Here is a 19088-nt window from a genome sequence, read left to right on the forward strand (position 1 = left end):
ATGCGCCCGGTGCTGAGCGCGGGTGCCGGTACGTCCGCCTCCGGCGCGGTGCTGGCCGTGGACGGGGCGCCGAACCCGTGGTTCGACGCAACCTACGTGGTGGCGAACTGGGACACCATTCTGCGGTACCTCGGGGAGCACGTCAGGCTCACCGTCGCCGCCGTCGTCATCGGGGCGCTCGTCGCCCTGCCGCTGGCCCTGCTCGCCCGTCGCGTCCGGTGGCTGGCCGGCCCGGTGCTCGGCTTCTCCTCGATCGTCTACACGATCCCGTCGCTGGCGATGTTCGCCCTGATCTTCCCGTTCACCGGGCTGACGGCGACGACGGTGCTGATCGGGCTGGTCGTCTACTCGCTGGTGATCCTGGTCCGCAACTTCCTGACCGGCCTGCAGGGCGTGCCGGCGGAGGTGCGCGAGGCCGCGCAGGGCATGGGCTACGGCCGGATCCGGCTGTTCTGGCAGATCGACCTGCCGCTGGCGCTGCCGGCGTTCATGGCCGGGCTGCGGATCGCCACCGTCTCCACCGTCGCGCTCACCACCGTGGGTGTCCTGGTGGGGCACGGCGGGCTCGGCCAGCTGATCTTCGGCGGCTTCAACGCCAACTTCTACCGGGCCGAGATCGTCACCGGCGCGGTCGGCTGCGTGCTGCTCGCGCTGCTGGCCGACCTGCTGCTCGCCGGCGCGGAACGGCTGCTCACCCCGTGGGCGAGGGCGCGGTCGTGACCGGCTTCGGCGACGCGCTCGTCTACCTCAACGACCCGTACAACTGGACCCGGCCCGGCGGGCTGCTGGACCTGCTCGTCGAGCACCTGGCCGTCTCGGCGATCGCCGTCCTCGCCGCACTGGTCCTCGCGCTGCCCCTGGGCATCGCCCTGGGCACCAGCGGGCGCGGCGGGGGAGCGGTGGTCGTCCTGTCGAACGTCAGCCGCGCGGTGCCCACGCTCGCGCTGCTCACCCTGTTCGCGGTCAGCCCGATCGGCTTCGGCAACCGGGCCACGGCGATCGCCCTAGCCGTGTTCGCCTTCCCGCCCATCCTCACCAACACCTACGTCGGCTTCCGGGGGGTGGACGGCGACGTCCGCGAGGCCGCCCGCGCCATGGGCATGACCCGGGGGCAGGTGCTGCGCCGGGTCGACCTGCCGCTGGCGTTGCCTTTGGTCATGACCGGGGTGCGCACCGCCGCCGTGCAGGTGGTGGCGACGGCCGGGCTTGCGGCACTCGTCGGCGGGGGTGGCCTGGGCCGGGTGGTCAACCTCGGGTTCGGCCAGCAGGACTACGGGCTGATCATCGCCGGCGCGATCGTCATCGCGGCGCTGGCGCTGCTCACCGAGCTGGTGCTGGTGGTGCTCTCCTGGGCGGCGCGGCCCGGGCCGAAGCGGGTGCCCCTCGTGACCGGTCGCCGGCGGGCCGTGCGGGGAGAGCCCGAGCTGACCGCGACCGGCGTCCCCCAGTGATCACACGTCGGTAACGGATCCCCGGGCGCCGGATACCCGATTGCGTGGTGCACAACGGGACGGTTCGATGGTGGCGCGGGAGTCCTCCCGCCAGACACGCGTGCTGACCGGCACGGGACACAGAAGGCGGGCCTCCGACCATGCGCGCACGATTCCGTTCCCTCGCTCCACTCGCCCTCGCCGTCGCGCTGACCGCGGCGTGCGGGGAGTCCGGCTCCTCCGGCACCGGCGGCGGTGACACCGGCGGCCAGGCCTCCGGCGACGCCTGCGCCCCGGTCGCCGGCGACCAGCTGGTCGTCCTCGACGACGACCAGGACCTGCAGAACGCCGACAACATCATCCCGGCGGTCAACGCGGACGCGGCCGAGGCCAATCCGGCGCTGCTGCCTGCGCTGGACGCCGTCTCGGCGGAGCTCACGACCGACGAGCTCATCGAGATGAACGCCGCGGTCGATGTCGAGCGGCAGAACGCCGAGGACGTCGCCGCCGCCTGGGTCGAGGAGAACGTCGACACCGCCGGCCTCGCCCAGGGCAGCGGCCCGATCGTCGTGGGCGCCGCCAACTTCACCGAGTCGACGATCCTCGCCACCATCTACGCCGACGTCCTCACCGCCGCCGGGTTCGACGCCTCCGTCCGGGAGGCCGGCAACCGGGAGCTGTACCTGCAGGCGCTGCGCAACGGGGAGATCCAGGTCTTCCCCGAGTACTTGGCCACCGTCACCGAGACGCTCGAGGGTGACGAGCAGAACCAGGTCGCCAGTGGCGACGTCCAGGAGACGCTGGCGGCCCTCCAGCCGCTGGCCGAGGAGGCTGGCCTGGTCGTCGGGGAGCCGGCGGAGGCCGCCGACCAGAACGCCTTCGCCGTCACCCAGGCCTTCGCCGACGAGCTGGGGGTCAGCACCCTCTCCGAGCTCGCGGAGGCCTGCGGGGACGGCTCGCTCGTCCTCGGCGGGCCCACCGAGTGCCCGACCCGGCCGTTCTGCCAGCCGGGGCTGGAGGAGACCTACGGCCTGGAGTTCGCCGAGTTCCGGGCGCTGGACACCGGCGGCCCGCTGACCAAGGCGGCGCTGCAGCGGGGCGAGATCTCCCTCGGCCTGGTGTTCAGCTCCGACGGCGCCCTTGCGCAGGGCTGACCGCCGTCCCGGCCCACCCCTCGGGCTCGCTCCTGGCTCACCACTCGGGGTCCTGGCTCACCGTCGACGCTGAGCCAGGACCCCTGACGATCAGTAGAAGGACCGCCCTTCCCCCCACGCCTCGCACGCTCGGCGCGGGACCCTGAAGGGTGGCCGTTCCAGCACGTCACGGGCTCGCAGCGGGTCCCTGAACGGGGGCCGTTCCAGCACGTCACGTCCAGCCGCCGGGGGGCAGCTGTTCCCCGGCGGCGACGGCAGTCGGCACCCGGTTGCCCTCCGGTGCCAGCGGGCACGACCAGCGCGGGTCGTAGGCGCACGACGGGTGGTAGGCGAAGTTGAGGTCGACCACCAGCCGGTCGCCGTCGCTGCCGAGGTCCGCGCCCTTCACCGTGTCCAGCAGGTAGCGGCCACCGCCGTAGGTGGTGTCGCCGGCGGTCCCATCGCGCAGCGGCAGGAAGACCCCACCCCCGTAGAGGGCGATCCACCAGACGTCCAGCCGGCCGACGCCGGGCAGCGCCACCGCCCCGATCCGCTCCAGCGGCACCACGCCGTCGGCGGCCGTCGGTACCTCCAGGCGCCGGGGTCCCGCGGGCTCGAGCACCGGCTCGAACCGCAGGGCCGGGTCGTGCGGGGCGACCGGCAGACCGCGGAAACCTGCCCGGGCGGACGCGCTCAGCGGCGACTGCGGGTGGCCGGCGAACAGTTCGTCGCGGCCGTCCCGCCACCGCTGCCAGCCCCGTTCGGGATCGGGGTCGTCGCGGACGGCGGCGTGCAGCGCGGCCACCCGGCGGCGCCAGTCGAGCAGGGAGAGGGTCACCTCCGCACTGTTGCACCTGTGGCCACCGTGGGCACGGGTGCGAATGCTCCCCGTGAACGCCGCACGTCGTTACGCTGGAGCCATGCCCCGCCGCGAGGACGACGACGTCGACCGCGGCCCGGCCGCTCCGGGTCCTCGGACGCTGCTGCAGGCCGGCGGTTTCCTGCTCGCCGCCGGGGCCACGCTCGCCGTCTTCCTGACCGACAACGCCCAGCTGCTGCGGGTGGCGGTCGTCGCTGTGGCCTGGGCGTTCGTGCTCGCCACCTTCGCCGCCGGCCGGCGCGGCACCGACCGGGTGCGCGCCGAGGCCCGCGAGGCCGGCCTGCGGCGCGCCTACGAGCGGGAGCTGGAGCGTGAGGTCGCCGCCCGCCGCGAGTACGAGCTGGAGCTCGAGAACGAGCTGCGCCGCGAGACCGAGGACGCGATGCGCGACGAGCTGGATGCGCTGCGCGGCGAGATCGCCTCCCTGACCGGCCTCCGCGACGAGATCGCCCGGGTGGCCGGGATGCGGGGGGAGATCGCCGCGCTCGGCGAGCTGCGCGACGAGGTCGCCCGCGTGGCCGCGCTCCGTGACGACGTCGCCGCGCTGACCGGCCTGCGCACCGAGCTCGGGCAGCTGGGGGCGCTGCGGGAGGACGTGGGCCGCTTGCGCGCCGAGCTCGCCGAGCAGCTGTCCAGCGAGATGCTGGTCGAGCGGATCGTCATGCGCACCCAGGCCAGCCGGGTGGACGGGCCGGCCCGCACCCTCGACGGCGGCGCGGCGTGGAGCGACGACGCACCGCCGCGCGAGCTGACCGGGGGGTGGCCGGCCATCCGGCTGGACGAGCCACGCCCCACCCAGCAGTTCGAGCAGGTGCGCACGAGCACCAGCACGTGGTCCTCCGCCCCGCCACCGGCTCCGGCCGTCCCCGTGACGCCGCCGGTCCGCCCCGCCGCGTCCGCGCCGCCGGTCCCGCCGCCGCTGCGTCCTCCGGTCCCGCCGGTGCCGGGCCGCCCGGCCGCACCGGTGCCTTCGGGGCTCGGCCGACACGAGCGCGCCGCGGCGCACGAGGACGACCCCTACCTCGGGTCGCGGCACGCCCCGGCCGAGCCCCCGCCGCCGGTTCCCGTCGCGTCGCCCGTGGTCGCGCCCTCGGCCCCGCGGCCGCCGGCCGACCCGCCGCAGTCCCCGCTGGAGTGGCTGGCCGCCCGGTCCCTGCTGGACGCGCCCGCCCCGCCCCGGGTCGACGACGCCCCCCGCCGCCGGCGCACCGACGAGCCGGCGGAGCCGCCGCTGCCCGCCGAGTTCACGCCCACCACCGCGCACCCCGCGGTGACGCCGGAATGGGCGGCGCAGCCGGACGAGGACCGGGCGGACACCTCCGACCGGCTGGCCCGGATCCTGGCCGAGAACGGCGTCAGCCCGGTCTCCGGCGGGCGCCGCCGGCGGCGGTACCGGGAGGACGGCGAGAGCGACGACGTCCTGGCCCGGGTCCTCGGCCGCTGAGCCTCACCGCGGACCGCGGGACAGCCCACCCCCGTCGAGCACCAGCGTCTGGCCGGTGACCCAGCCGGCGCCGTCGCCCAGCAGGTAGGCGGCGGCCTCGCCGACATCCTCGGGCGTCCCCAGGCGCGCCATCGGGTAGACCGCCGCGGCCTCCGCCTCCCGGCCCTCGAACAGGGCTCCGGCGAAGCGGGTCTTCACCACCGCGGGGGCGACCGCGTTCACCCGCACCTTGGGTGCGAGCTCCACGGCCAGCTGGGTGGTGAGGTTGATCAGCGCCGCCTTGCTCACGCCGTAGGCGCCGATCTCCGGCGAGGAGCGCAGCCCCGCCACGGAGGCGACGAACAGCACGGAGCCGCCGTGCTCGGCCATCCAGGCCCGCCAGGCCTCCTGCACCAGGCCCAGCGAGGCGACGACGTTCGTGTCCAGGATCTTCCGGCAGGCGTCGAGGTCCAGGTCCATCAGCGGCCCGTACGCCGGGTTGATGCCGACGTTGCCGACCAGCACGTCCAGGCTGCCGAACGTCTCGATCGCCGTGCGCACCGCGGTGGCCCGGTGCTCCGGGTCCCCGGCGTTGCCGGCGACCGCCACGGCCACCTCCGGCCCGCCCACCGCCTCGACCGCCTCGGCCAGCGCGTCGGGCTTGCGGGCGGTGAGCACCACTCTCGCCCCGCGCTCGACCAGGCTCCGGGCGATGCCCAGGCCGATGCCCCGGCTGCCGCCGGTGACCAGTGCGGTCCGTCCCTCGAACGTGTGCACGCTGCCTCCTTCGCCGATGTGCCGGCCGTCACGGTAGGGCGGGGCCCCCGCCAGGTCCCGACCGGGGCCCCGGACCGACGTGAGCCAGGACACAGCAACGAGGCGTTGCGTCGGACGCGTAGGGGTCACAGACTCGCCATCGGTACGTCGCCCGCGTGACACATCCGGTTGCAGCGGGCGCCGGGCCGGAGCAGGACCCGAACGACCACCGCGATCCGTGTGGATCGCGCCCGACGTCCGGTACCCGTCAGGGACTGGAACGAGAGGTGCACCGATGCCTGCTCCCCGCAGGACCGTCCGTGCGTTGCTGGGCCCGACCCGCACGCACGCCCGCCCGGCCGACGCGCCCGCCCGCCTCCGCGTGGGCGTCATCGGCGCCGGCCGCGTCGGCGCCGTCCTGGGCGCCGCGCTCGCCGCCGCCGGCCACGACGTCGTCGCCGCGTCCGGGCTGTCCGCAGCCTCCGCCGAGCGCGCCGAGCGGCTGCTGCCCGGCGTCCCCCTCATCCCCGCCGACGCGGTGGTGGCCGCCGCCGACCTGGTCGTCCTCGCCGTTCCCGACGACACCCTGGCGGGCCTCGTCTCCGGGCTGGCCGAGACCGGCGCCTGGCGCGCCGGTCAGCTGGTGTTCCACACGTCCGGGGCGCACGGGCTGGCCGTGCTCGCCCCCGCCGAGCAGGCCGGGGTGCTCGCCCTGGCGCTGCACCCGGCCATGACCTTCTCCGGCGTCGCGGAGGACGCCGACCGGCTCGACGGCGCCCCGTTCGGCGTGACCAGCCGCCCGGAGCACCGCCCCGTGGCCGAGACCCTCGTGCTGGAGATGGGCGGCGAGCCGTTCTTCGTCGCCGAGGCCGACCGCCCGCTCTACCACGCGGCGCTGGTCACCGGCGCGAACCACCTGGTCACCCTGGTGGCCGAGGCCGCCGACCTGCTGCGCACCGCCGGAGTGGCCGAACCCGGCCGCGTGCTGGCGCCGCTGCTCACCGCCGCGCTCGACAACGGCCTGCGCCGGGGTGACCGAGGGCTCACCGGACCGGTCAGCCGCGGCGACGCCGGCACCGTCGCGCGCCACCTGGGGACCCTCACCGAGCGGGCCCCGGGGGCGGTGGCCGCCTACGTCGCCATGGCACAGCGCACCGCGGAGCGGACCCTCGCCGCCGGCCGGCTCAAGCACCACGAGGCCGCGCCGCTGCTCGACCTGCTCGCCGCCGCCCGGCACGACGATCCGGCCGGGTCCCGATGACCGTCGGCACCCGGCCCGCCGTCGCCGCCTCCGCCGCCGAGCTGCGCCGGCTGGTCGACGCGCTGCCCGGCCCGGTCGCCCTGGTGCCCACCATGGGCGCCCTGCACGAGGGGCACCGCACGCTCGTCCGCGCCGCCCGCGAGCGCGCCGGCAGCGTCGTCGTCTCGGTGTTCGTGAACCCGACGCAGTTCGGGCCGGGCGAGGACTTCGACCGCTACCCGCGCACCTGGGACGCCGACCTCGCCGCGCTGGCCGAGGAGGGCGCCGACGTCGTCTTCCACCCGCCGGTCGAGGAGGTCTACCCGCCCGGCGCGGTGGGCGTGACCGTCGACCCCGGCCCGTTGGGGTCGGTCCTGGAGGGGGCGGTGCGCCCCGGGCACTTCGCCGGGGTGCTCACCGTCGTCGCCAAGCTCTTCGGCCTGGTGCGGCCCGACCTCGCCCTCTTCGGCGAGAAGGACTACCAGCAGCTGACCCTGATCCGCGCCATGGCCCGCGAGCTCGCGCTCGGCGTGGAGGTGGTCGGCGTCCCGACGGTGCGGGAGGACGACGGGCTGGCGCTGTCCAGCCGCAACCGCTACCTCTCGCCGGAAGAACGGGCCCGGGCAGCGACGTTGCACCAGGCACTGCGCGCCGGTGCGGACGCCGGCCCGCACGGCGCCGAGGCGGTCCTCGCCGCCGCCCGCGCCGTCCTGGCCGAAGCCCCCGACCTGGTCCAGGACTACCTGGAACTGACCGATATCGATCTGGGACCGGCGCCGGCCGCCGGCCCCGCCCGCCTGCTCGTCGCGGTCCGCGCGGGCAGCACCCGGCTCCTCGACAACACGGCAGTCCGACTGGGAGGCCCCCGATGATGCGCACGATGCTCAAGTCCAAGATCCACCGCGCCACTGTCACCCAGGCCGACCTGCACTACGTGGGCTCGGTGACCGTCGACGAGGACCTCCTCGACGCCGCCGACCTGCTGCCCGGCGAGCAGGTCGCCATCGTCGACATCACCAACGGCGCCCGCCTGGAGACCTACGTCATCCCCGGTGAGCGGGGCAGCGGCGTCATCGGCATCAACGGTGCCGCCGCCCACCTCGTGCACCCCGGCGACATGGTCATCCTGATCAGCTACGGCGTCATGGACGAGACCGAGGCCAAGAGCTACATCCCGAGGGTCGTCCACGTCGACGGCGCCAACCGCGTCGTCGAGCTCGGCGGCGACCCGTCGGCCCCGGTGCCCGGTGCCGCCGACCAGCAGCGCAGCGACCTCGGCGTCCCGATCCGGTGACCCGGTGCTGCTGACCGTCGACGTCGGCAACAGCCAGACCGTCCTCGCCACCTTCGACGGCGCCCGCCGGGTCGGCTCCTGGCGGGTGACGACCGCGCCCCGGGCCACCGCCGACGAGCTGGGCATGCTCTGGCGGGGCCTGCTGCGCGACACGGAGGTCACCGGGGTGGCCGCCTGCTCCACCGTGCCCGCGCTGCTGCCGGCGCTGCGCCAGCTGCTGGACTCCCTCGAGGTGCCGGTGGTGCTCATCGGCCCCGGCGTGCGCACCGGCGTTCCGCTGCACGTGGACAACCCCCGCGAGGTGGGTGCGGACCGCGTGGTCACGGCGCTGGCCGCGCACGAGCTGTTCGGCCGGGCACCCGGCGGCGGGACCCGGCCGGTGGTCGTCGTCGACTTCGGCACCTCCACCAACGTCGACGCAGTCGGCCCGGACGGGCAGTTCCTCGGGGGCGCCCTCGCGCCGGGGGTCGAGGTCAGCCGCGACGCGCTGGCCAGCCGGGCCGCCCAGCTGCGCTCGGTCGAGCTCTCCTGCCCGCCGCAGGCGATCGGGAAGAACACCGTCGCCGCGCTGCAGGCGGGGCTGGTGCTCGGGTTCGCCGGCCTGGTCGACGGGCTGGTCGGCCGGATCTCGGCGGAGCTGGTGTCGCAGTTCGGCACCCCACCGGTCGTCGTCGCGACCGGCGGGCTGGCCCCGCTGCTCGTCGACAGCTGCCGCACCATCGGCGAACGCGAGCCCGACCTGACCGTGCACGGGCTGCGGCTGGCCTTCCAGCGGCAGCAGGCCGCCGAGCGGCGGGTGGCCGCCCCGTAGGCTGGGTTCCCGTGACGGACGTGGGACCGAACGGTACGGGCGCCGACGACAGCGGCGAGGAGCTGCCGGAGCAGATGCGGGTCCGCCGGGCCAAGCTCGACCGGCTGCGCGAGTCGGGGGTCGACCCCTACCCGGTGACGGTGCCCCGCACGACGACGCTCACCGCGGTCCGCGCCGCGCACCCCGAGCTGGAGCCGGACACGATGACCGGCGAGCGGGTCGGGGTCACCGGCCGGGTGATCTTCTTCCGCAACACCGGCAAGCTCTGCTTCGCCACGCTGCGCGAGGGCGACGCCGAGCTGCAGGTGATGCTCTCCCGCGACCGCGTCGGCGAGGAGGCGCTCGCCGCGTGGAAGTCCGACGTCGACCTCGGTGACCACGTCTTCGTGGCGGGCGAGGTCGGGACGTCGCGCCGCGGCGAGCTGTCGGTCTTCGCGGACTCCTGGCAGCTGACCGCCAAGGCGTTGCGCCCGCTGCCGGTGGCGCACAAGCCGATGAGCGAGGAGCTGCGGGTCCGCCGTCGCTACGTCGACCTGATCGTGCGCGACGAGGCCCGCCGCACCGTCCGCCAGCGCGCCACCGTCATGTCCACCCTGCGCGCGGGGCTCGGCCGGCGGGATTTCATCGAGGTCGAGACGCCGATGCTGCAGACCGTGCACGGCGGTGCGGCGGCCCGGCCGTTCCGCACCCACATGAACGCATTCGACCTGGACCTCTACCTGCGTATCGCACCGGAGCTGTTCCTCAAGCGGTGCATCGTCGGCGGCCTGGACCGCGTGTTCGAGATCAACCGGAACTTCCGCAACGAGGGTGCGGACAGCTCGCACTCCCCGGAGTTCGCGATGCTGGAGTTCTACGCGGCCTACCTCGACTACAACGACATCGCGGTCATCACCCGGGAACTGATCCAGGAGAGCTGTGCGGCGCTGTTCGGCGACCACGTGGCTCGGCACCACGACGGCACCGAGCTGGACCTCTCCGGCGTGTGGCGGCAGGTGCGGCTGTTCGACCTGGTCAGCGAGGCGGTGGGCGAGACGGTGACCCCGCAGACGCCGATCGAGCAGCTGCGCGCCCTGGCCGAGCGGCACGGGGTCGGCGTCGACCCGGCCTGGATCCACGGCAAGCTGGTCGAGGAGATCTTCGAGGCGCTGGTGCAGCCGTCGCTGCAGGAGCCCACGTTCGTCATGGACTACCCGGTGGACACCTCGCCCCTGACCCGGGCGCACCGCTCGGAGCCGGGCGTCGCGGAGAAGTGGGACCTCTACATCGGCGGGATCGAGCGGGGCACCGGGTACTCCGAGCTCGTCGACCCCGTCGTCCAGCGGGAGCGGTTCACCCAGCAGGCGCTACTGGCCGCGGCCGGCGATCCCGAGGCGATGGTGCTCGACGAGGACTTCCTCGAGGCGCTGGAATACGGCATGCCGCCCACGGGGGGCGTAGGAATGGGCATGGACCGGTTGATGATGACGCTCACCGGTCTCGGGATCCGGGAGACGATCCTGTTCCCGTTGGTCCGGCCAATCAGTTCCTGATCGGGCCGTATCTCGATTCCCCCTCGCATAGGGGAGTGGAATCGTGCGCCCATTTCCGATTATCCGGAGATCGTGCTGTAATGGACCTCGCACCCGCCGGGTGCTATTTCCGTCCGACCTCCGGGTCGCTGCGATTAGCGAGGAACGAATGGCGCGCAAGGTCCAGGTCATCCTGAGCGACGACCTCGACGAGAATCTTCCGGCCGACGAGACCGTCAGTTTTGCGCTCGACGGCACCTCGTACGAGATCGACCTGGCGGAGAAGAACGCCCAGGAGATGCGCGACGCGTTCGCCCGGTACATCTCGGCGGCGCGCAAGGTCGGCCGCGGCACCCGCGCCTCGGGCGGCGGCCGGTCCCGCGCCACCGGTGGCGGTGGCCGGATGGACCGCGAGCAGGCCGGCGCCATCCGCGACTGGGCGCGCAAGAACGGTCACGCGGTGAGCGACCGCGGCCGCATCCCGGCCAGCGTCGTCGAGGCCTACGAAGCCGCCCACTGACGCAGGACAGCAGCACTCCGACCTGGTCGGACTTCGACCCGCGTGGCGGGGGCGCGCAGCGTCCCCACCCGCGGGTCGATTGGTTCCGGCTCCGTGCAGCGCTCCCGGCACCTGGCCGCCGGTGGAGGCCGACAGGCCGACGGTGTGCACCGTCCGCTCACGGCGTAACAGGGGCGGAACACCACCTGCCAGGGCGTGGTTGGAACGGACAGCCACCCACCGGAACCGTCGGACGACGACGGGACGGCGTGGTCCGCGACTACAGTGGAAAGACCGGTGCCCCCGCGCGCCGACGGACGTCGGGTGCTCCTTCCCAGCACGGGGAGGGCAGCGCCGGACCAGCCGGTCAGAGGAGAAGCAGCAGATGTTCGAACGGTTCACCGACCGAGCCCGCCGTGTCGTCGTCCTGGCCCAGGAAGAGGCCCGGATGCTCAACCACAACTACATCGGCACCGAGCACATCCTCCTGGGTTTGATCCACGAGGGTGAGGGCGTCGCTGCCAAGGCCCTGGAGTCCCTCGGCATCTCGCTCGAGGGTGTCCGCCAGCAGGTCGAGGAGATCATCGGGCAGGGCCAGCAGGCCCCGTCCGGCCACATCCCCTTCACCCCGCGGGCGAAGAAGGTGCTGGAGCTGTCGCTGCGCGAGGCGCTGCAGCTCGGCCACAACTACATCGGCACCGAGCACATCCTGCTCGGCCTGATCCGCGAGGGCGAGGGCGTCGCCGCCCAGGTCCTCGTGAAGCTCGGCGCCGACCTCAACCGCGTCCGCCAGCAGGTCATCCAGCTGCTGAGCGGCTACCAGGGCAAGGAGCCGGCCGCGGCCGGCGGCCCCGCCGAGGGCACGCCGTCGACCTCGCTGGTCCTCGACCAGTTCGGCCGCAACCTGACCCAGGCCGCGCGCGACTCCAAGCTCGACCCGGTCATCGGGCGGGCCAAGGAGATCGAGCGGGTCATGCAGGTGCTCTCGCGGCGCACCAAGAACAACCCGGTCCTCATCGGCGAGCCCGGCGTCGGCAAGACCGCCGTCGTCGAGGGCCTGGCCCAGGCCATCGTCAAGGGCGAGGTGCCCGAGACGCTGAAGGACAAGCAGCTCTACACCCTCGACCTGGGTGCGCTCGTCGCCGGTTCCCGCTACCGCGGTGACTTCGAGGAGCGGCTCAAGAAGGTGCTCAAGGAGATCCGCACCCGCGGCGACATCATCCTGTTCATCGACGAGATCCACACCCTCGTCGGGGCGGGTGCCGCCGAGGGCGCGATCGACGCCGCCAGCATCCTCAAGCCGATGCTGGCCCGCGGTGAGCTGCAGACCATCGGCGCCACCACGCTCGACGAGTACCGCAAGCACCTGGAGAAGGACGCCGCGCTCGAGCGCCGCTTCCAGCCGATCCAGGTGGGCGAGCCGACGCTGGCCCACACGATCGAGATCCTCAAGGGGCTGCGCGACCGGTACGAGGCGCACCACCGGATCAGCATCACCGACGGCGCGCTCGTGGCCGCCGCGACGCTGGCCGACCGGTACATCTCCGACCGCTTCCTGCCCGACAAGGCGATCGACCTGATCGACGAGGCGGGCGCGCGGATGCGGATCAAGCGGATGACCGCGCCGCCGGACCTGCGCGAGTTCGACGACAAGATCGCGGCCGTCCGCCGCGAGAAGGAGTCGGCGATCGACGCGCAGGACTTCGAGAAGGCCGCGTCGCTGCGCGACACCGAGAAGCAGCTGCTGGGCGAGAAGGCCGAGCGCGAGAAGCAGTGGAAGGCCGGCGACATGGACGTCGTCGCCGAGGTCGACGACGAGCAGATCGCCGAGGTGCTGGCCAACTGGACCGGCATCCCCGTCTTCAAGCTCACCGAGGAGGAGACCACCCGTCTGCTCCGCATGGAGGACGAGCTCCACAAGCGGATCATCGGCCAGGAAGAGGCCATCAAGAGCGTCAGCCAGGCGATCCGGCGCACGCGGGCGGGCCTCAAGGACCCGCGCCGTCCCGGTGGCTCCTTCATCTTCGCCGGCCCCTCGGGTGTCGGTAAGACGGAGCTGGCGAAGGCGCTGGCGCAGTTCCTGTTCGGTGAGGACGACGCGCTCATCCAGATCGACATGGGTGAGTTCCACGACCGCTTCACCGTGTCCCGCCTCGTCGGTGCCCCTCCCGGGTACGTCGGTTACGACGAGGGTGGCCAGCTGACCGAGAAGGTGCGGCGCAAGCCGTTCTCGGTGGTCCTCTTCGACGAGATCGAGAAGGCGCACGCGGACGTGTTCAACACGCTGCTGCAGGTTCTCGAGGACGGTCGGCTCACCGACGGTCAGGGCCGGATCGTGGACTTCAAGAACACGATCCTGATCCTCACCACCAACCTCGGTACGCGGGACATCTCGAAGGCCGTCGGGCTCGGCTTCCAGGCCGGCAACGACGACCAGTCGAACTACGAGCGGATGAAGCTCAAGGTCAACGAGGAGCTCAAGCAGCACTTCCGGCCGGAGTTCCTCAACCGCATCGACGACATCGTCGTGTTCCACCAGCTGACCGAGCAGGAGATCGTCCAGATCGTGGACCTGATGGTCAGCCGGGTGGAGAGCCAGCTGGCGAACAAGGACATGGCGCTGGAGATCACGCCGCCGGCGAAGAAGCTGCTGGCCGCCCGGGGCTTCGACCCCGTGCTGGGCGCCCGGCCGCTGCGCCGGACCATCCAGCGCGAGATCGAGGATGCGCTGAGCGAGAAGATCCTCTACGGCGAGCTGTCCGGCGGGCAGATCATCGTGGTGGACGTCGAGGGCGAGGGCACCGACGCGAAGTTCACCTTCCGCGGCGAGGCCAAGCCGGTCGACCTGCCCGACACCCCGCCGGTGGCCCTCTCGGGCGCCGAGGGTGACGAGAACGGCTCCGCCTCGGCGGAGTAAGGCCGGCAGGACCACGACAGGGGCCGCTCCCACCGCGAGGTGGGGGCGGCCCCTGTCGTCCGTCGCCCCCGCGCCCCGCCAGGCATAGGAAGCAATGCATGCGTCTTCGGCCCCGGGACCGCATGCATAGCCTCCTATGCCCGGCAGAGGACAGGTCAGGCGGGCAGCTGGAACAGGCCGTCGGCGGTCTGCTCGACCAGCCCGTCGGTGAGCAGCGAGTCCAGGCAGCGGGACCGCTGGACCGCGTCGGCCCAGGCACGTTCCAGCGCCGCGGCGTCCACGGGCTCGTGGGCGGCCCGCAGGACGTCCAGCAGCCGGCCACGCACCTGGCGGTCGGTGCCGGTGAACTTCTGCACCCGCCGGGGCGGGCCCTCGTGGGCCGGGGAGCCGGCCAGCCGCCAGGCGCAGCGGTCACGCACCGGGCACGCGCCGCAGCGCGGGGTGCCGGCGACGCACACCAGCGCGCCCAGCTCCATCACCGCGACCGAGAAGCGGACGGCGCGGCCGTCGTCCTCCGGTGCCAGCGCGGCGATGTCGACGAGGTCGGCGGCCCGGGCGTTGCCCGCCTCCGCGCGACCGTGCACCAGCCGCGCCACCACGCGGCGGACGTTGGTGTCGACGACGGGCTGGCGCCGGCCGTACCCGAAGCAGGCGACGGCCCGGGCGGTGTACGTGCCGACGCCCGGTAGCGCCTCCAGGGCGGGGACCTCGGCGGGGACGACGCCGCCGTGCCGCTCGGTGATCGCGATCGCGGCCTCCCGCAGCCGCAGGGCTCGTCTGGGGTAGCCGAGCTTCCCCCAGGCCCGGATCACCTCGCCGGGCGGTGTTGCGGCGAGCTCTGCCGGGGTGGGCCACCGGGTCATCCAGTCGCGCCAGACGGGCTCCACGCGCGCCACGGGGGTCTGCTGCAGCATCACCTCGCTGACCAGGACGGCCCAGGGGTCGACGTCCGGCGTCCGCCAGGGGAGGTCGCGGGCGGCGGTGGCGTACCAGTCGACGATCACCTCGCCGACAGGTGCGGCCGCGGGGGAGGTCGGACCGGTCACGGACGTCCAGTCTGCCGTGCGCACGGCGCGGCGTGCCGAGCGGACCAGTCCGCACCGGGCGCACTAGCGTTCCCCGCGTGTTGCACCCGGTCGGTCCGCTGTCCGCTGCCGTCTACTGGCGGCGTCGGCTGACTGTGCTGGTCCTCCTGCTGGCCGTTCTCGGCGGCCTGGCGTGGCTCGCGGTGAGCCTCCTGACCAGCAGCGGGGGGAGCGGTCCCGCGGCCGCGTCGGCCGACGGCGCCGCGCCGTCCGAGCCGCCCGCCCTGGAGCGGGTGGTGCCCTCGGCCTCCGGGGTCCGGACGCCGGGGACGACGCCGCCACCCAGCGAGCCACCGGTACCGGCGGGCCCGACCCCGGGTGGGCCCTGCTCCGACGACATGCTGGACCTCGAGGTGCGCACCCCCGGGACGGCGCCCGTGGGCAGCAAGCCGACCTTCGAGCTGGTGGTGGTCAACTCCTCGCCGGTGCCCTGCGTGCGCAGGCTGGACAAGCAGCTGCAGGAGCTCGTGATGGTCGACGCCGACGGCGCGCGGGTCTGGGGCAGCAACGACTGCTTCCCGGAGAGCAGCGACGACGAGCGCACGCTGGCGCCGGGGGAGCCGGTCGTCTTCCCCGTGGTGTGGGGCGGGCTGACCAGCGAGCCGACCTGCACCGCTCCCCGGGTGACCCCGCCGGCGGGTGACTACGTGCTGCGTGGCCGGCTGGACACCAAGGTGTCCGGGGATGCCCCGATCACCCTCCAGTGAGGCCCCCGTCCGGGACGAGGCTAGGGACGAGGCTCGTCCCGGAGCCTCAGCTGTAGCGGTCGAGGATCGAGGTCTCGGCCAGCCGGGACAAGCCCTCCCGGATACCCCGGGCGCGGGCCTCCCCGACGCCCTCCACGGCCAGCAGGTCCTCGATCGTGGCGGCGAGCAGCTTCTGCAGTCCGCCGAAGTGCTCGACCAGCCGGTCGATGATGCCGGCGGGCAGCCGGGGCACCCGGGCGAGCAGCCGGTAACCCCGCGGGCTCACGGGGGAGTCGAGCGCGTCCGGCGACGTCGGCAGCCCGTAGCACCGGGCGACCGCCGAGAGGTCGAGCAGCTCCGTGGCGGTCAGCGCCCGCAGGTCGGTGAGCACCTGGTCGATCGTGCGGTGGCGCCGCCCTGCCGCGGGGAGGTAGTCGCGCACGAGCAGCCCCCGGTCCTCCTCGACCCCGGCCAGCATCTCGTCCAGCTGCAGGGCCAGCAGCCGCCCGTCGGTGCCCAGTTCGACGACGAAGCCCTCGATCTCGTCGGCGATGCGGCGGACCATCTCCAGCCGCTGGCTGACGCTCATCGCGTCCCGCACGGTCACGAGGTCCTCGATCTCGAGTGCGGACAGCGTGCTCGCCACCTCGTCCAGGCGGAGCTTGTAGCGCTCCAGCGCGGCGAGCGCCTGGTTCGCTCGGGCGAGGATCGTCGTGGGGTGCTCGAGGGTGTACCGGCGGCCGGCGACGTACACGCTGATGATGTGCATCGACTGGCTCACCGAGATCACCGGGTAGCCGGTCTGGACGGCGACCCGCTCGGCGGTGCGGTGCCGGGTGCCCGACTCCTCGGTCGGAACCGTGGGGTCGGGCATGAGGTGCACGCCCGCCCGCACGATGCGGCTGCCGTCGTAGGAGACGATCACCGCGCCGTCCATCTTCGCCAGCTCCCGCAGCCGGGTGGCCGAGAGGGCGACGTCGAGGGCGAAGCCGCCGGTGCAGATCGACTCCACCACCCGGTCGTAGCCGAGCACGATGAGCGCGCCGGTGCGGCCGGCCAGGATGCGCTCCAGGCCGTCGCGCAGCGCCGTGCCGGGGGCGATGCGGCCGAGGAGCTCGCGCAGGGCGACCTCGGGGTCCACGTCGGCGGGCACGAGCGCTCCTGACGGTCGAGTGGTTCGGTGGCCGAGTCTACGTGGCCCCGTGGGGGGCCGGGCAGGCTCGGGGGTGCCGGCGTCTGCCCGCGACCCCCATACGAAACCCTACGGGCTCAGAACATGCGGTGGAAGGCGGCCCCCAGGTCGGGGACCTCGATCAGCCGCATGCCGGCCGGGGCCTGCCCGGCATCGGGGGGCACCAGCGCGACGCGGTAGCCCTGGCGGGCGGCCTCGGCCAGCCGGCGGCCGGTGCCCCCCACCCGGCGGATCTCCCCGGAGAGGCCGACCTCGCCGAGTGCCACCAGGCCGGCCGGCAGTGGGGCGTCCTTGGCGGCCGACGCGATCGCCAGCGCCAGGGCCAGGTCCGCCGCCGGCTCGGCGATCCGCACCCCGCCGACGGAGGCGGCGAACACGTCGGCCTCGGCGAGCTTGACGCGCCCACGCCGTTCCACCACCGCGTTCACCATGGCGACCCGCTGCGAGTCCAGCCCGCTGACGGCTCGCCGGGGGGAGCCGCCGCCGCTCGTGCTCGCCACGAGGGCCTGCACCTCGGCCAGCAGGGGCCGGCTGCCCTCGAGGGTGACGGTGACGCAGCTGCCCGGTACCGGGTCGGTGCGACGCGACACGAACAGCGCCGAGGGATCGGGGACGCCGACGACCCCGCTGTCGCCGATCTCGAAGCAGCCGATCTCGTCGGCCGGGCCGAACCGGTTCTTCGTCGCCCGCACCATCCGCAGCGTCGAGTGCCGCTCGCCGTCGAAGGAGACGACGACGTCGACCAGGTGCTCGAGGGTGCGCGGGCCGGCGATGGCGCCGTCCTTGGTGACGTGGCCGACGAGGATCGTGGTCATGCCCCGGGTCTTCGCCACGCCCGTCAGGGCCGAGGCGACGGCGCGCACCTGCGTCGAGCCGCCGTCGGTGCCCTCCACGGCGGGGGAGCGGACGGTCTGCACGCTGTCGAGGATCAGCAGCGAGGGGTTGACGGCCTCGACGTGGGCCAGCACCGCCGAGAGCTCGGTCTCGGCGGCCAGGTACAGCCGGTCGTGCAGGGCGCCGATCCGCTCCGCGCGCAGCCGGACCTGGCCGGCCGACTCCTCCCCGGAGACGACGAGGGCCGGCCCGCCCGCGGCGGCCACCCGGTGGGCCACCTCGAGCAGGAGCGTGGACTTGCCGACCCCGGGTTCCCCGGCGACGAGGAGCACCGCGCCCGGCACCAGCCCGCCGCCCAGGACGCGGTCGAACTCGGCGATGCCGGTCGGGACGGCGCGGGCGCCCGCGAGCTCGACCTGGGCGATCGGGCGGGCAGGGGCGCTCACCGGGCCGGCCGAGACGGCCCGCAGCCCGGTGGCGGGGGCGCCGACCTCCTGCAGGCTGCCCCACGCCTGGCACTCGGGGCAGCGCCCGACCCACTTGGCCGAGGCGTAGCCGCACTCGGTGCAGCGGTGGGCAGGGCGGGCGGTCTTCACTCCGGCGGGCGGCACGCGGCGACGCTAACCCCGACCTACGACAAGACGGCGGAAGAGCGGTGGAGCGGGAGGGTCACTCGGCGTCGCCGACGTCGGACTCCCGCTCGCGGGCGATCTCCTCGGCGCCGTGGCCGCCCTCTTCCTCCGAGTGGTGGAAGTCGAACGACTCGCCGCGCTCCAGGACCTCGTCCGGGGTGGCCACCGGGACCGTCAGGGGGATCTCGCCGGCGTTCTCGAAGGTGAAGGTCAGCTCGACCAGCCCCCCGGTCGTGAGCTCCTCGTCGAGGTCGGTGAGCGTGATCGCGGGGCCCTCGTCCTCCCCGAGGAAGACGGTCGTCCCCGCGGGGATCTCCAGCTCGCCGTCGTCACCGGTGGGCGCGTCCGTGGAGCCGGTGACGCCGCCACCGGTGTTCGGCGGGACGGTGCTGGTCGCCGCCGCCTCGCCCGCGCTGATCGTCGCCTCGCCGAAGCCCTCGCCGGTGACCCCCGTCAGGGTCTCGTCCTCGACACCGGTGTTCACGATCGCCAGCCGCAGGGTGGCGTCGTCCCCGGCCTCGTAGCGGCCGCCCTCGGGGTGCGTGACCGCGACCTGCCGCAGGACGATGTCGCCGACCTGGGCCATCGCGCCCACCTTGTCGCGCTCCTGCGTGGCGGTCTGCGTGACCTGGCCGGCGCTGCACGCCGAGAGGGCGAGCGGGGAGAAGAGCAGAACGCCCATCGTGGCGGCGCGCAGAGCGCGGTTCACAGCTGTCGACCTCCAGCAGGACCGTACCGGCCACCGGGGATCGGTGGCGCGGGAAC

18 protein-coding genes are annotated in these 19088 nt (G+C 74.0%); 12 read left to right on the plus strand and 6 right to left on the minus strand.

Going from position 1 to position 19088, the window contains the following annotated elements:
- From ACI8AG_RS02845 to ACI8AG_RS02855, 3 genes are all read left to right on the plus strand, one after another.
- Entirely contained in the window at positions 1–720 is a 720-nt protein-coding gene (locus ACI8AG_RS02845; RefSeq protein ID WP_456595840.1) for an ABC transporter permease, read from the plus strand.
- Positions 699–1451 carry an ABC transporter permease gene (locus ACI8AG_RS02850; RefSeq protein ID WP_456595841.1) on the plus strand — a complete coding sequence of 251 codons (753 nt, stop codon included), beginning with the start codon at positions 699–701 and terminating at the stop codon, positions 1449–1451. Before ACI8AG_RS02845 ends, ACI8AG_RS02850 begins: the two co-directional genes overlap by 22 nt.
- 140 nt (positions 1452–1591) lie before the next feature.
- Positions 1592–2584 (plus strand): glycine betaine ABC transporter substrate-binding protein, encoded by a 993-nt coding sequence (locus tag ACI8AG_RS02855; RefSeq protein WP_456595842.1) that lies wholly within the window; start codon positions 1592–1594, stop codon positions 2582–2584.
- 211 nt (positions 2585–2795) lie between these two features.
- Here ACI8AG_RS02855 and ACI8AG_RS02860 read toward each other — a convergent pair whose 3' ends face one another.
- Positions 2796–3401: a DUF1684 domain-containing protein gene (locus ACI8AG_RS02860; RefSeq protein ID WP_456595843.1), complete on the minus strand. Its 606-nt coding sequence runs from the start codon at positions 3399–3401 to the stop codon at positions 2796–2798.
- A gap of 82 nt (positions 3402–3483) precedes the next feature.
- On the opposite strand from ACI8AG_RS02860, the gene ACI8AG_RS02865 reads away from it, so the two are divergent.
- Positions 3484–4887, plus strand: coding sequence for a DUF6779 domain-containing protein (locus ACI8AG_RS02865; protein WP_456595844.1), 1404 nt, complete (start codon positions 3484–3486; stop codon positions 4885–4887).
- 3 nt (positions 4888–4890) lie between these two features.
- Here ACI8AG_RS02865 and ACI8AG_RS02870 read toward each other — a convergent pair whose 3' ends face one another.
- On the minus strand, positions 4891–5643 hold the full coding sequence (locus ACI8AG_RS02870; RefSeq protein ID WP_456595845.1) for an SDR family oxidoreductase: 753 nt from the start codon (positions 5641–5643) through the stop codon (positions 4891–4893).
- A 274-nt stretch (positions 5644–5917) separates the two neighbouring features.
- Between ACI8AG_RS02870 and ACI8AG_RS02875 the strand changes: the two genes are divergently transcribed.
- The 7 genes from ACI8AG_RS02875 (at position 5918) to ACI8AG_RS02905 (ending at position 13894) form a co-directional block, all read left to right on the plus strand.
- Positions 5918–6883 (plus strand): Rossmann-like and DUF2520 domain-containing protein, encoded by a 966-nt coding sequence (locus ACI8AG_RS02875; RefSeq protein ID WP_456595846.1) that lies wholly within the window; start codon positions 5918–5920, stop codon positions 6881–6883.
- Entirely contained in the window at positions 6880–7734 is an 855-nt protein-coding gene (panC, locus tag ACI8AG_RS02880; protein ID WP_456595847.1) for a pantoate--beta-alanine ligase, read from the plus strand. Before ACI8AG_RS02875 ends, panC begins: the two co-directional genes overlap by 4 nt.
- Positions 7735–7742: 8 nt before the next feature.
- Entirely contained in the window at positions 7743–8156 is a 414-nt protein-coding gene (gene panD, locus ACI8AG_RS02885; RefSeq protein WP_456595848.1) for an aspartate 1-decarboxylase, read from the plus strand.
- A 4-nt stretch (positions 8157–8160) separates the two neighbouring features.
- A complete protein-coding gene (locus ACI8AG_RS02890) occupies positions 8161–8967 on the plus strand; it encodes a type III pantothenate kinase (protein WP_456588128.1) in 807 nt (268 codons plus the stop codon).
- A gap of 11 nt (positions 8968–8978) precedes the next feature.
- Entirely contained in the window at positions 8979–10499 is a 1521-nt protein-coding gene (gene lysS, locus ACI8AG_RS02895; protein WP_456588127.1) for a lysine--tRNA ligase, read from the plus strand.
- A 148-nt stretch (positions 10500–10647) separates the two neighbouring features.
- The gene (locus ACI8AG_RS02900; protein WP_456588126.1) at positions 10648–10998 is read left to right on the plus strand and encodes a histone-like nucleoid-structuring protein Lsr2; all 351 of its coding nucleotides are present in this window, start codon (positions 10648–10650) and stop codon (positions 10996–10998) included.
- A gap of 364 nt (positions 10999–11362) precedes the next feature.
- Complete coding sequence (locus ACI8AG_RS02905) at positions 11363–13894, plus strand: ATP-dependent Clp protease ATP-binding subunit (RefSeq protein ID WP_456588125.1); 2532 nt, start codon at positions 11363–11365, stop codon at positions 13892–13894.
- A 155-nt stretch (positions 13895–14049) separates the two neighbouring features.
- Here ACI8AG_RS02905 and ACI8AG_RS02910 read toward each other — a convergent pair whose 3' ends face one another.
- Positions 14050–14940, minus strand: coding sequence for an A/G-specific adenine glycosylase (locus ACI8AG_RS02910; protein WP_456595849.1), 891 nt, complete (start codon positions 14938–14940; stop codon positions 14050–14052).
- A gap of 77 nt (positions 14941–15017) precedes the next feature.
- Between ACI8AG_RS02910 and ACI8AG_RS02915 the strand changes: the two genes are divergently transcribed.
- On the plus strand, positions 15018–15686 hold the full coding sequence (locus ACI8AG_RS02915) for a MucR family transcriptional regulator (RefSeq protein ID WP_456595850.1): 669 nt from the start codon (positions 15018–15020) through the stop codon (positions 15684–15686).
- 46 nt (positions 15687–15732) lie between these two features.
- On the opposite strand, the gene disA is transcribed toward ACI8AG_RS02915, so the two are convergent.
- The 3 genes from disA to ACI8AG_RS02930 all read right to left on the minus strand — a co-directional run bounded on the left by disA (position 15733) and on the right by ACI8AG_RS02930 (position 19032).
- Positions 15733–16818, minus strand: a complete 1086-nt coding sequence (gene disA / locus ACI8AG_RS02920; protein WP_456588122.1) for a DNA integrity scanning diadenylate cyclase DisA — start codon at positions 16816–16818, stop codon at positions 15733–15735.
- Positions 16819–16934: 116 nt separating this feature from the next.
- A complete protein-coding gene (gene radA, locus ACI8AG_RS02925; RefSeq protein WP_456588121.1) occupies positions 16935–18302 on the minus strand; it encodes a DNA repair protein RadA in 1368 nt (455 codons plus the stop codon).
- Between the two features lie 58 nt (positions 18303–18360).
- Positions 18361–19032: a hypothetical protein gene (locus tag ACI8AG_RS02930; RefSeq protein WP_456588120.1), complete on the minus strand. Its 672-nt coding sequence runs from the start codon at positions 19030–19032 to the stop codon at positions 18361–18363.
- Positions 19033–19088: the final 56 nt, after the last annotated feature.

Source organism: Blastococcus sp. SYSU DS0552 (assembly GCF_054050815.1).

Bases quoted from the DNA above. Each gene is read 5' to 3' on its own strand.
- ACI8AG_RS02845 (WP_456595840.1), top strand. From the start codon at position 1: ATGCGCCCGGTGCTGAGCGCGGGTGCCGGTACGTCCGCCTCCGGCGCG.
- ACI8AG_RS02855 (WP_456595842.1), top strand. From the start codon at position 1,592: ATGCGCGCACGATTCCGTTCCCTCGCTCCACTCGCCCTCGCCGTCGCG.
- ACI8AG_RS02865 (WP_456595844.1), top strand. From the start codon at position 3,484: ATGCCCCGCCGCGAGGACGACGACGTCGACCGCGGCCCGGCCGCTCCG.
- ACI8AG_RS02875 (WP_456595846.1), top strand. From the start codon at position 5,918: ATGCCTGCTCCCCGCAGGACCGTCCGTGCGTTGCTGGGCCCGACCCGC.
- panC (WP_456595847.1), top strand. From the start codon at position 6,880: ATGACCGTCGGCACCCGGCCCGCCGTCGCCGCCTCCGCCGCCGAGCTG.
- panD (WP_456595848.1), top strand. From the start codon at position 7,743: ATGCTCAAGTCCAAGATCCACCGCGCCACTGTCACCCAGGCCGACCTG.
- ACI8AG_RS02900 (WP_456588126.1), top strand. From the start codon at position 10,648: ATGGCGCGCAAGGTCCAGGTCATCCTGAGCGACGACCTCGACGAGAAT.
- ACI8AG_RS02905 (WP_456588125.1), top strand. From the start codon at position 11,363: ATGTTCGAACGGTTCACCGACCGAGCCCGCCGTGTCGTCGTCCTGGCC.